This is a genomic window from Vibrio sp. STUT-A11 (genome assembly GCF_026000435.1).
Taxonomy (GTDB): Bacteria; Pseudomonadota; Gammaproteobacteria; order Enterobacterales; family Vibrionaceae; genus Vibrio.
On the sequence record NZ_AP026764.1, the window covers coordinates 1,239,520 to 1,253,148 of the forward strand.

The following is a 13,629-nucleotide window of genomic DNA, read 5'->3' on the forward strand; positions in this document are numbered from 1 at the left end:
TTGGGCGCTTTGGGGTTGCTAAGAACAGGTACTTAAGCCCAACAGAAAAAGCTGTCATACCTATCTAGCGTTTTTATCGAGAATTAACCACGCTGACGCCAAAGTGCAATCAGGTTGTGGTAGTTCTGCTTGATATTTTCGATCAGTGTTTCATCGTTAATGCTATTCGCCAGCCATTGACGTGATGGCTCACCAAATAGTGTACGACCAACCGCGAACCCTTTAACGATTTCTTTACCCGCAGTTGCATTGAAGCCTCTTTGTAGCTCTTCCTGAGGTGCATCTAGGCCTAAGATGACTACGCCACGGCAGAATGCATCGCGCTCTGTGACTACTGAGCTGACCGTGTCCCAGCTATCGGCTTCAAGAGCAGGCAGCTTCCACCAGTCTGGCTTGATACCTAGGTCGTAGAAACGTTCCAGAGCCTGAATGTAGAGTCTGTCTTCTTTCTTCACGCCAGCAGGCAGGATGACTTCCAATAGCAACTCATGACCAGATTTACAACATGCCTGGTAGACTTCTTGAACCAGTTCTTCTTGCTCTGTACGGATATCTAGCTCGTCTTCTGGGCTGTAGAACACTAGGCACTTCACCACGTGCTCAAGAGGCCAGTCGATTAATTGTGAACCGATGTTACCGTGCTCTAAGCGCAGTGGACGTGAACCCGGCAACTCGATAGGACGGCCAATCCACCAGCCTTGTCCTGTCACTTCATTGAGTACATCTTGGCCGAATGTGCTATCACACAGTAAACCTGCTTTACCCGCTAAGTTTGCTTCTTGTGCGACTTGTTGGCTCGCTTTAAAGATAAGTTTTTTCAGCGTCTTGATACGTGCCGTGCCTGTACCCGCTTCACGAGCCATGTCTTCAAGTTGGCTTCGGTGGTCAAATGCCATCACACATAACTCATCCCACTGAGGAGCTTTACGTGTCGTAACGCGGTGTAGGTGGTTGAGCTCTACATCCAGGTCAGGACGTTTTACATCAGCAGCGCGAGTGATGTAGTTATCGAGCTCTAATTTAGTTGGCATTGCCGGAGCACAGCCGTGACGAGAAACCACCAACGCACCACAGGCGTTAGCGTATGCACATGCTTTTTCCCAGCCTTCGTCGTTTAGGTAGCCACGTAGCAAACCAGACATGAATGCGTCGCCAGCGCCTAGAACGTTAAGCACGTCAACGCGAACGCCATGAATAGTCAGACCGTCGTCAAGATCATTTGGCACTTCTCCGCTGTAAACAGAGCAGCCCAGTGCGCCGCGTTTGCACACTAGTTCAGCATCAGAAACTTTACGTACTGCTTTTAGTGCGTCGATAGTGTTATCTGTACCACCACAAATATGGAACTCTTCTTCTGTGCCGACAATAACATCAAACAGGCCAAGTACTTCTTGCAGTTCTTGAGTCACTTTGTCTGAAGCGATGTAACGAGTTTCGCCATCACCCAGTGAAGTCAGCCCCCAAAGTACTGGGCGGTAGTCGATGTCTAGCGCCGTTTTTACACCATTGCGACGAGCGTATTTCAATGCGGTAAGTACGGCTTCGCGCGTTTTTGGATTGGATAGGTGAGTACCAGTGATTGCCAGACAGCGAGCAGACGCGATGTACTCTTCAGTAAAGTCATCTTTGTTGATTGCCATGTCAGCACAGTTTTCGCGGCAGAAGATCAGAGGGAAAGTATCTTCGTCTTTGATGCCCAGAATAACCAGCCCCGTCAAACGCTCTTTGTCAGTGATCAAGTGACTAGTATCACAGCCAACACGCTCGAGTTCTTCACGTAGGAAACGGCCCATGTGCTCGTCGCCAACGCGTGCAAGCATTGATGATTTCAATCCTTGTACTGCTGTGCCGTAAGCCACATTACCTGATGAGCCACCAAGGTACTTATTAAAAGATCCCATGTCTTCTAAACGAGCGCCGATCTGTTGACCGTAAAGATCAACCGCAATGCGGCCCATACAAATGACATCTAGCTTTTTCTCAATACTCACATTCTTCTCCTCAGAGCTTAAACTCTTACCGTCATCAATAGGATGGTTCCAATGCTAAAGTTTTTGTGTCTGCGTTAAGGCAATGCCCATATGCGTTTCACGTTTCAATAAAACCTTTATACGGAATATTTGTTTCGTTTTCAATTTAAAGTGGGATATTTAATTCGTTTTGTGATCGGGGCGGAAAATAAATTTCAAATGCTCTTGGAAGTTGAAAAAATGGATTCGCGCAGCTGAAAGATAGGGTTTAAGCGCTGGTGGCTCGTTATAGCCAAGGCGATATTTCGAACTACAACAAATAAAAAAGCCCGTCTCAGGAGTCACGCTGGACGGGCAAACCGCTCGATTAAACTTATTGTTAGTATTTATCCTGAGCTCAGGGTGAGGAAGTGAGTGAGACTTTATTTACCCCGAGCTCTGGATCGTTTAGTACTGACGCGCTTTTTTCAATTTCTCTACGTTTTCCTGAGCTTTAGCTTCAATCTCTGGTTTCGCAGCGACTTGAGCCGTACCACAGCGCCACCAGGACTCGTAATCGTTGGTCATGGTTTTCGGTAGCACTTTTATATCAATCAGGGTTGATACGGTTTGCTGCTTAGCATCGGCCAATGCGGCGATTAGCTCTTCTTCTGTATGCACTCGGTAGGCTTTACAACCGTAACTCTCTGCGTTTTTTGCAAAATCAACAGGCACTAATCCACCGCTCATCTTGCCTGTTTTCGAGTCTTTGAAACGGTTTTCGGTGCCAAAGCTGCCCATTTTATGGTTCATCTGCAAGTTATTGATACAGCCAAATGCCGCGTTATCAAACAAGAGTACGTTGATTTTCACGCCTTCTTGAATCGATGTTTGTAGCTCTGAATGAAGCATCATGTAGGAACCGTCACCGACCATGGTGTAAACAGGTTGCTCTGGGTTCGCAATTTTTGCACCAATCGAGGCGGCCACTTCATAACCCATGCATGAATAGCCATACTCCATGTGGTAAGTGTCCGGACGTTTTGGTCGCCAAACACGCTGCAGATCGCCAGGGAGTGAACCAGCTGCACCGACAATAATGGCATCTGGTTCAAGATGTTCATCAAGCAAGCCTAGTACGCGAGTTTGGGCTAAGTCGGTATTAAGTGCTTCACGGTACTCCGCCAACTCATCATCAAAGTGACCACCGATTTCCGGAACGAACCCTTCGCCTATTTGAACATTGAATAAGCGGGTTAGTTCTTTGTCCCAAGCTTGTTTAGCCGCTTTAATTTCGTTGCTGTAGCCACTCACGTAGCCAAGTTGAGCTAACTTTTCACCGATTGCTTCAAGAGCGATATGGGCGTCAGCGACAACCGAAGTTGCATCTAATTTGCTTGCATCAAACTCAGAGACGTTGATGGTTAAGAAATCCACGTCTGGGTTCTGGAATAGTGATTTAGAGCATGTGGTGAAATCGGTAAAGCGAGTACCCACACCAATTACTAAGTCTGTGTCACGCGCAATTCGGTTAGCAGCAAGACAACCTGTGGTACCTACGCCACCCAAGTTGAGTTCGTGGTCGTGGACAATCGCACTCTTACCCGCTTGTGTTTCACCGAAAGGAATATTGTGTCGCTCAGCAAACTGACGGAATGCATCGTGTGCTTCTGAATAACGTACGCCACCACCACAAATAAGCATCGGCTTCTTCTTGCCCTTAATTAGAGCAACCGCGTCATCAATCATTGGGTTAGTCGCTGGACGACGTTCAATGCGGTGTACGCGTTTTTTAAAGAAGTACTCAGGGAAGTCGTAAGCCTCACCCTGCACATCTTGTGGTAAACAAATCGTGACTGCGCCTGCGTCAGCAGGATCCGTCAATACTCGCATCGCGTTAACCATCGCAGACATCAATTGCTCTGGGCGAGTAATGCGATCCCAGTAACGTGAAACGGGTTTGAAGCAGTCGTTGGTGCTGATTGATGCATCGTGATACTGCTCAACCTGCTGTAGAACAGGATCTGGCTGACGAGTCGCGTAAGTATCTCCCGGTAAGAAAAGCACTGGGATGCGGTTCGCTGTTGCTGTCGCTGCTGCCGTTACCATGTTTGCTGCGCCAGGGCCCACAGAAGAGGTGACGGCATAGATCTTTTTGCGCTTGTTTTGTTTCGCGTAACCCATCGCAATATGAGCCATACCTTGTTCGTTACAGCCCTGGTATACCTCAAGTGAGCCGGCGTCTTCTTCTAATGCTTGTCCCAGACCGACAACATTGCCATGACCAAAGATGGTAAAGATGCCATGAATAAACTTATGTTCTATTCCATCGAACTCAACATACTGTTGATTCATAAACTTAACCAGCGCTTGTGCGGTTGTCATTTTAATCGTGTTCATAACCACTTTACTCCAGATAATTTAGTCGACAGCAGGTGAGACGAAACTTGTGACCTGATGCCTTGCTAGCATATTAAATCTAATGATTTAGATATTATGGAACATTTATTTCATTGCAATGTTTTTCTGAAATGTTGTTAGCTTTTGTGATCCTGATTAGATTGTGGCGTGTTGATTCACTAAAAACAAAATAATGGTGTGATGAATGATACTTTTTGCAAAATTACGAAATTTTCATTTCATGAGATAAAAGAGGGTGAAAATTTACATTTGACAACTGCTTGCGATTAGCTCGTGTGAAAAATCGGCCTCCTAAGGCATTAAAAAGTCGATTGAAGCCGTGAAAAAGTTACATTAAATGCGACGACAATAGCGTTATGTATCAAGAGATCGGCTTTTAATGAGATAGGTAGCGTATAGGCGTGGTGGACATTGAAAAGCAAGCGATGATGTATATTGATAGGAATGTTTGGTGGAGCTGTGACGTATCAGAGAGACCGCTTTTATGGAGAGGATGTAGCGTAAGGTTAACGCCCCCTCAGACATAGAGGAGGCGTGTTTTGGTGGTTATGCCAACGCAGCTTTGCTGGTTGCTTTTACGTTACGCTTTGCGGGTTTCTTTTCAGCCTCTTTATCGGTCACGCCTTTTTCTGTCTCTGACTCGGTATAAGCGCGTCCGTAGAAAGAGTCTTTGAGAATTGCTCTTAACTCACCAATGAGTGGGTAGCGAGGGTTCGCACCAGTACATTGGTCATCGAACGCCTCTATCGCTAGCTGTTCGACCTTATTCAGGAAGTCTGCTTCATTTATCCCAGCCGCCTGAATAGACATTGGGATGTCTAGGTTCGCTTTTAGCTCATCCATCCATGCAAGTAGACGTTCAATCTTCTGAGCAGTGCGGTCACCAGCTTGGCTTAGGCCTAGGTGGTCAGCCACTTCAGCGTAACGACGACGTGCTTGTGGACGGTCGTATTGAGAGAACGCAGTTTGCTTAGTTGGGTTATCGTTCGCGTTGTAACGTACAACGTTAGAGATAAGCAGTGCGTTAGCCAAACCGTGTGGAACGTGGAACTCAGCACCCAGTTTGTGCGCCATTGAGTGACAAACACCTAGGAATGCGTTCGCAAATGCCACACCAGCGATAGTTGCCGCGTTGTGTACTTTCTCACGAGCGATTGGGTCGTTAGCACCGTTCGCGTAGCTTGATGGTAGGTACTCTTTTAGCATCTTAAGTGCTTGTAGAGCCTGGCCATCTGAGTATTCGTTCGCTAGAACTGATACGTAAGCTTCCAGAGCGTGAGTTACGGCATCGTAACCACCGAATGCGGTTAGAGACTTAGGCATGTTCATAACAAGGTTCGCATCAACGATAGCCATGTTAGGAGTTAGCTCGTAGTCCGCTAGTGGGTATTTAGCACCGGTCTTGTCGTCAGTAACAACCGCGAATGGTGTAACTTCTGAACCCGTACCTGAAGTTGTTGTGATACAAACAAGCTCAGCTTTTTGACCCATTTTAGGGAACTTGTAGATACGTTTACGGATGTCCATAAAGCGCATTGCAAGCTCTTCGAAGTGCGTTTCTGGGTGCTCGTACATTACCCACATGATTTTCGCTGCATCCATCGGTGAACCACCGCCTAGCGCTAGAATCACGTCTGGTTGGTAGCTCGCCATTTGAGCGGCACCTTTTTCTACTACAGATAGCGTTGGGTCAGCTTCAACGTCGAAGAACGTTTGAACTTCCATGCCTTGTGCTTTCAGTAGTTTCACTACGTCATCTGCGTAACCGTTGTTGAATAGGAAACGGTCAGTGACTAGGAATGCGCGTTTCTTACCTTCTAGGTCGCCAAGCGCGATTGGAAGGCTACCACGACGGAAGTAGATTGACTTAGGTAGTTTATGCCACAACATGTTTTCAGCTCGCTTCGCAACAGTTTTCTTGTTGATTAGGTGTTTAGGACCTACGTTCTCAGAGATAGAGTTACCACCCCATGAACCACAACCTAGCGTTAGAGAAGGCGCAACGTTGAAGTTGTACAAGTCACCGATACCACCGTGAGTAGTCGGGATGTTGATTAGGATACGAGCCGTCTTCATCTTGTCACCGAAGTAACGGATGCGGTCTGCGTTAACGTCTTGGTTAGTGTACAGACCAGAAGTGTGGCCGATACCGCCGATTTCAACCATGGTTACCGCTTGAGCAACGGCGTCTTCGAAGTTGTCAGCACGGAACAGACCTAGCGTTGGAGACAGTTTCTCGTGAGCGAATGCGTCGTCGTAAGAAACTTTACCCAGACCTTCACCTACTAGAACTTTAGTGTCCGCAGGCACTTTAACGCCAGCCATTTCAGCGATTGCTGCCGCTGGCTGACCAACGATTTTCGCGTTTAGTGCGCCGTCGATAAGAAGAACTTTACGAACTTTTTCCGCTTCCGCTTTGTTTAGTACGTACGCTTTGTGCGTTGCGAAACGCTCTTTCACTTCGTCGTAAACTTCGTCAACCACGATAGCTGCCTGCTCAGAAGCACACACTACGCCGTTATCGAATGTTTTAGACATCAGGATAGAAGCTACTGCACGTTTGATGTCAGCCGTTTCGTCGATAACAACAGGAACGTTACCTGCGCCAACACCGATAGCTGGTTTACCTGAAGAGTAAGCCGCTTTCACCATGCCTGGACCACCAGTTGCAAGGATAAGTGCGATGTCATCGTGCTTCATTAGAGCGTTTGAAAGCTCAACTGAAGGTTGGTCAATCCAACCGATGATATCTTTTGGTGCGCCCGCTGCAACTGCTGCATCTAGAACAAGTTTAGCTGCGTCGTTAGTAGAGTTTTTCGCACGTGGGTGTGGCGAGAAGATGATACCGTTACGAGTCTTCAGAGAGATAAGAGATTTGAAGATTGCAGTCGAAGTTGGGTTAGTAGTTGGTACGATACCGCAGATGATGCCTACTGGCTCAGCGATAGTCATTGTACCTAGGTTGTCATCCTCTTCCAGGATGCCACAGGTTTGTTCGTCTTTGTATTTGTTGTAGATAAACTCAGAAGCGAAGTGGTTCTTGATTACTTTATCTTCAACAATACCCATACCAGATTCTTCAACCGCTTGCTGCGCTAGAGGGATACGAGCTTGGTTAGCTGCAAGAGAAGCAGCACGGAAGATTTTGTCTACTTGCTCTTGAGAGTAAGTAGCGAACTCTTCTTGCGCTTTCTTAACGCGAGTGACGAGGGCATCTAGTTCTTTAATATTAGTGACTGGCATAGATTACTCCAATAATTTAAGGTTTCATTTCTAAAAATCATGTGACAGGCCTGAACTTAAATATTCAGACCTCGTTAATTCATTGTTTAATTCAGAAAATTAAATAATTAAAAAAGGAAAGTTTCTATCTGTTTAATTATTTTACCCATACGGAATTTACCTTGTTTGCACAGAAGTTATGGGGTGAACAATATTCATGGTTTACAAAAAAGCGATTGTACAATTTCACTAAGCTTATGACGCCTTATCCTTTAACGTGCTGAAGGATAGGTTTTATCTCATTAAATTTCATAATAACAATAAGTTAAAACAATTGAAGGCCATTAGGCTTGTGAACGTTCAGGCGCGCCTCGTGCTGAGTAGTCTGAGTTGCAAACCTGTTTTCCCATTTACTTGTTCAATTCTTTTTCTCTCTAGCTGTTTGGATAAGATGATGTGCAATATTAGGGCACATCATCTTCACGAGTATTATCCTCTGTTTTTCCAAAGTTGGATTATTTCGTGGTAGTTTGATTTGATTTTATTAATAAACGCTTGGTTGTTAATATTTCCAGACAACCATTCTTTAGATGGTTCACCAAATATAGTTCGGCCAACCATAAAACCTTTAATTAAGTCGTGGCCAGTTGTTTGGTCAAAGCCTTTTTTAAGTTCTTCTACAGAAGCATCCAGACCGAGAATCACAACACCACGACAATATGGATCTTGTTCGATGATTAAGCTGTTCATCGTGTTCCATGAATCGCTTTCAAGCGCTGGTAATTTCCACCAATCTGGCTTAATGCCCAAAGAGTAGAAGCGGCTTACAGCTTCAATGTATAAGCGATCTTCTTTTGCTACCCCCTCAGGCAGGATGACTTCGAGTAGTAGTTCATGCCCAGACTTAAGACAGGCGTGGTACGCTTCTGCTATTTTATTCTCTTGCAGAGTTCGTATGCTTTCATCGTCTTCCGGGCTGTAGAACATCAGGCATTTCACCACATGCTCTAAAGGCCAGTCGATCAATTGAGAGCCAATGTTGCCGTGTTCGAACTCTAGAGGACGAGAGCCAGGCATTTCGATTGGACGACCGATCCACCAATTGTCGCCCGTTACGTCGTTAAGCACATCCTGACCGAAGGTGCTATCACAAAGGAGTCCTGATTGACCTTTTAAACCGGCTTCCTTGCTTACCTGACGGCTCGCTTCAAGAATGAGTTTTTTCAGCGTTGGAATTTTTCCAACATCTGCACCGACTTCTTTCGCCATGTCGACCAATTGACTACGGTGATCGAACGCTAAGATACATAATTCGTCCCATGCACCTGTCTTACGCGTCGTTACTCGGTGCAAGTGGTTAAGCTGAGGATCTAAATCAGGGCGCTTAACATCGTTAGCGCGAGTTAAATAGTTGTCTAACTCAACTTTGGTTGGCATTGCGGGAGCACAGCCATGACGAGATACCACAAGTGCGCCACAAGCGTTGGCATAAGTGCACGCTTTTTCCCATCCTTCACCGTTGAGATAGCCACGAAGAAGACCAGACATGAATGCGTCACCAGCGCCAAGCACGTTCAACACATCCACACGCACACCGTGTACGGTAATGCCTTCATCCAGCGCTTCTGGGATCGTATCTGTGTAAACAGAGCAGCCAAGAGCACCGCGTTTACAAACCAATTCTGCGCCAGAGACCTTACGTACTGCTTTGAGTGCTTCAACGGTATCTGTTGATCCTCCGCAAATGTGGAACTCTTCTTCTGTTCCGACAATTACATCGAATAACCCCAAAACGTCTTGCAGTTCTTTGGTCACTTTGTCTGATGCGATAAAACGGGTTTCACCATCGCCCAGTGAAGTTAGGCCCCATAGTACCGGACGATAATCAATATCAAGCGCGGTTTTAACCCCATTTCGGCGAGCATATTCAAGTGCAGTCAAAACGGCGTCGCGCGTTTGTGGGTTTGATAGGTGTGTGCCAGTGATCGCCAAACAGCGCGCTGATGCAATATACTCTTCCGTAAAGTCCTCTTTGCTGATTGCCATGTCAGCGCAGTTTTCACGGTAAAAGATCAGTGGAAAGGTGTCTTCATCTTTGATGCCTAAAATCACCAGGCCAGTAAGACGTTCTCTATCGGTGATAAGGTGGCTGGTGTCGCAACCTACTTTTTCCAGCTCTTCACGTAAGAAACGTCCCATATGTTCATCGCCAACGCGGGCAAGCATTGAAGATTTAAGGCCTTGCACTGCTGTGCCATAAGCAACGTTACCGGAAGACCCACCGAGATACTTGGCGAATGTGCCCATATCTTCTAAGCGAGCGCCGACTTGTTGCCCGTAAAGGTCAACAGCGATTCGTCCCATACAAATCAGGTCTAATTTCTTTTCAGTTTTCACTTTGAGCCTCTCACGGTAACGCGTTAACAAACGAACTGCTTTAAATTAATGGAATTTTTATTTCATTGCTAATTGTAAGTGAAATTAAGCGCCTGTTGTGTGATGGGTGTTGAATTCACAAACTATATGATGAAATTTTTATTTCATACTGTACGGATAGGTTGGAGTAGAGGTTGGTTCACTACTTTCTGCCAGCTAGGGAAGAGGACCAAATGAGCGCTCGAAACTCACTTAACGCAAAAATGGAGTAACTCGGGTGAGCTACTCCATTCGATGTAATTTCATTCTCCGTGTTTCTTGGGCTTCGATAGCTTAGCACCTAAACATAGAATAGCGATTACTGGCTGATTGTTGCTTTCAAAGCGTCGATAGAGGTTTCAACACCTGCATCCACTGTCATGGTCAGGTCTTCCATCTCAAGTGACACATCACCGTTGTAGCCCATCATGTGACATACAGAGAAGAACTCTTTCCACCACTGAAGATCTTGACCGCAACCTACTGCAACGTAGTTCCAGGTACGGTCTGCACTGTCTTCAACTGGACGCGGCTCTAGCAGGCCATCAATGTCAGCTAGACCACGTTCGATACGAGCATCTTTGCCGTGCACGTGGTAGATACAGCCTTTTAATGCGCGAGCTGCTGCAATTGGGTCCGCACCAAGAATGATCATGTGAGATGGGTCAAGGTTGATGCCGATCATTGGGTCAACCGCGTTACGCAATTTAAGCAGCGTTGACGCACTCCAAACCATAGTGCCAGGAAACTCTTCGATCGCGATTTGTTCTACGCCGCACTGCTTACAGTGTTCGACATATTCAGACCAAAACTTGATGGTGACTTCCCATTGGTACTCGTAAGCTGGCGCCATAAAATCAGGCCAAGACACCGTTGATGTGATCCAGTTTGGTGTTCTGTCTTCAGGAGAACCAGCAGGTAGACCAGCCATAGCCACAATTTTCTTCACGCCAAGTTTGCCAGCTAATGTTGCACACTCGTACATGCTCTTCGCGTATTGCTCGCCCGTTTCTGATGGCCAAAGCGGGTTACAAGATGTATTTAAAGCAGAAATACGCATACCACGCTTTTCTAGCTCTGCTTGGAACTGCTGAAGTTTGGTTTCATCGCTTAGAAGCTCTTGAGTGTTCACATGCTTACGTGCGCCCCAGCCACCGGCTGTCATTTCTACAGCGTCAATACCCATTGACTTTACTTTATCTAACATGTCTGTGAATGAAAGATCTGCGTATACATCAGTACAAATTGCTAGTTGCATAGTATTAACCTCGATATTCTAAATTGTTCACTTTTGATTCAAAAACTGGATAAATCTCTTAGCACCTTTTTTGCAACCGGGTGCAAAGTTGGTTGGTTTCGCATTTGTTAACCAAAAAGATTGATTAACGATACGATTAATGACACTTTGTATTATTTCGTGATTTTATATAGTCACAGAGTCATGATTATTTTAAAATCAATTTAAATCCTATAAAAATAAACTGTCAATATAATTGTTGAGCCAATGAAAGAAAATAAAGACAAAGTCACAAAAAATATCACTGCTCGTGATGTGGCAAAACTTGCAGGTGTATCAAAATGGACTGTTTCCCGAGCATTTACTCAGGGTTCTTCAATTTCTGAGTCTAGTTTAAATAAAGTGCTAAAAGCAGCTGAAGAACTTGGCTACAAACCTAATTTACTTGCAAGAAGTCTGGCAAAAAACAAAACTAATATGGTTGCCATACTTATTTCAGAGTTAGGGTCTCCTAATGTATTGATTGTTTTTGATGAACTGACATCAAAACTGCAAAATAAAGGATTAATTCCGATAGTTCTCAATATTCATTCTAAAAAAGACTACAAGAATGCCCTTACGTTAGCAGGTCAGTTGCAAGTCGACGGTATCATATTTCTTGGCACTGATTTACCTCAAGAAATCGTTGAAAAAAACATTGAGCATATTCCTCTCATTTCTCTGTATCGTCATTGTGATACGCCAAACGTTCACTCTGTCAGTACCGATGGCATAACGGCGGGTCAGCAAGTTGCCAATCTTTTCATTAAATTAGGTTATAAAAGAATAGCTTACATGTCTGGTCCAGAACAAAAATCAACAGGGCTGCTACGCTTTCAAGGTTTTAACAGTCGACTTTCTGAGTATGATATACCACTCGAGCACAGATTTAATATCAAACACTATGCCAGAGACCTCGCATTTAATTGCCTTTCTGACTACATAAAAACAACCGATGTTAATCAAAGAGTTGACGCTATTTTTTGTGAAAATGATATCTTAGCCATTGGTGCTTTGGATGCATTACATCACCACAAAATTGATAACACTATTGCTATTGTAGGATTTGACGATATAGATCTAGCGTCATCCCCTAAATATAGACTCACAACATTCAGGCAGGAACTCATCCCTTTGGTTAGTAAATCTGTTGAACTACTTAATTCTGATATTAATAGTAACAACAAAATACTTATGCCTGGAACGTTAATTAAACGTCAATCACATCTTATAAATCGACAATAATAATATTTTAATGGTACGGGACAGATAATATTGCCCCGTACCTGGATAATAGTTAGAAAATTATATTATCGGAGTAAGAATTCTCTTTCTAAACGCTCTCTTGCCGCTGGTGCTTGCACGTCCATCTTTTCTGGGAATCCAAAATAAGAGACACAAGCAATTGAGTCACCACCAACTGCGAATTTCTTATTCGCAAATTCCATATCTCTTAGCGTTGAGAACATAGTATCAAAATCTACATCGCCTTCACCCATGGCTAAGTGCTGGTGGATAGCCACATCACTGCGACCTTGATTGTTCAACCAAGGTGGGTTAGCGATATAGCGACAATCCAATGTTTGGTTGAAGGTATCTGCAAACAATACATGAGAAAGATCGTCACCTGCATACTCTAGCATTGAGCGAACGTCACCTTTGCCTTGATCATAGAAGAAGCCGTGAGGCGCAGAGTATACGTACTTTAGATTGTCCGAACGGTAGGACTTAACCAGGTCACACGTTTCATCATTCAGTTCACAGAAATCCCATGGATGCGATTGCACTTCGACACGAATGCCTTCTCTTTCAAATAGAGGTAGTAATTCATCCATAGAGCGGAACCACATTCCGTTACAGATTTCTTGTTGGTTTGGATCGCCCGAAAGTTCTGTGTTGATTACTTCTACACCCATGTTAACAGCGATTTCTACGATTTTTTTCCAGTTTGCTACTGCATGTTTACGTTGTTCTTCAGTTGGGCCTGACCAACGATAAACAACGATAAAAGAAGAGAGTTCAACGCCAGCCTGACGTAGGGCAGTTTTGTATTCTCTTTCACACTCACGAGAAAATAGTGGGTGCTTGTAGAACGGGTTGATACGTGGATGAGGCGATTGCTCGATATACTTGTAACCCCAATCTGCAACTTTGTGCACCATATCCGGGATACTCATTTGTTTTGCTAGTACATCTACGTCGAATGCGATTTTCATAAAAACCTCCAAATAAAGTGTATATCAATCAACCTATTATTGATTTCACGTGTAATTATTAAGTAGTTATTAGTTAATCTGGCAATTTGTCTCTCATCGATACATTCCTAAGTATGAGCGACAAATTGCC

7 protein-coding genes are annotated in these 13,629 nt (G+C 44.7%); 1 reads left to right on the plus strand and 6 read right to left on the minus strand.

Features of this window, described 5'->3' with window-relative positions:
* Positions 1-83: 83 nt before the first annotated feature.
* The 5 genes from iolC (OO774_RS21265) to OO774_RS21285 all read right to left on the minus strand — a co-directional run bounded on the left by iolC (OO774_RS21265) (position 84) and on the right by OO774_RS21285 (position 11,265).
* Positions 84-1,991: a 5-dehydro-2-deoxygluconokinase gene (gene iolC, locus OO774_RS21265; RefSeq protein ID WP_264906536.1), complete on the minus strand. Its 1,908-nt coding sequence runs from the start codon at positions 1,989-1,991 to the stop codon at positions 84-86.
* A gap of 426 nt (positions 1,992-2,417) precedes the next feature.
* Positions 2,418-4,349, minus strand: a complete 1,932-nt coding sequence (iolD, locus tag OO774_RS21270) for a 3D-(3,5/4)-trihydroxycyclohexane-1,2-dione acylhydrolase (decyclizing) (protein ID WP_264906538.1) — start codon at positions 4,347-4,349, stop codon at positions 2,418-2,420.
* Positions 4,350-4,916: 567 nt separating this feature from the next.
* Entirely contained in the window at positions 4,917-7,613 is a 2,697-nt protein-coding gene (gene adhE / locus OO774_RS21275; protein ID WP_264906540.1) for a bifunctional acetaldehyde-CoA/alcohol dehydrogenase, read from the minus strand.
* 468 nt (positions 7,614-8,081) lie between these two features.
* On the minus strand, positions 8,082-9,989 hold the full coding sequence (iolC, locus tag OO774_RS21280; protein ID WP_264906542.1) for a 5-dehydro-2-deoxygluconokinase: 1,908 nt from the start codon (positions 9,987-9,989) through the stop codon (positions 8,082-8,084).
* Between the two features lie 337 nt (positions 9,990-10,326).
* Complete coding sequence (locus tag OO774_RS21285; protein WP_264906544.1) at positions 10,327-11,265, minus strand: sugar phosphate isomerase/epimerase; 939 nt, start codon at positions 11,263-11,265, stop codon at positions 10,327-10,329.
* A 246-nt stretch (positions 11,266-11,511) separates the two neighbouring features.
* Between OO774_RS21285 and OO774_RS21290 the strand changes: the two genes are divergently transcribed.
* A complete protein-coding gene (locus OO774_RS21290) occupies positions 11,512-12,528 on the plus strand; it encodes a LacI family DNA-binding transcriptional regulator (RefSeq protein WP_264906546.1) in 1,017 nt (338 codons plus the stop codon).
* Positions 12,529-12,593: 65 nt separating this feature from the next.
* On the opposite strand, the gene OO774_RS21295 is transcribed toward OO774_RS21290, so the two are convergent.
* Positions 12,594-13,499 carry a sugar phosphate isomerase/epimerase gene (locus OO774_RS21295; protein WP_264906548.1) on the minus strand — a complete coding sequence of 302 codons (906 nt, stop codon included), beginning with the start codon at positions 13,497-13,499 and terminating at the stop codon, positions 12,594-12,596.
* Between the last annotated feature and the right edge of the window lie 130 nt (positions 13,500-13,629).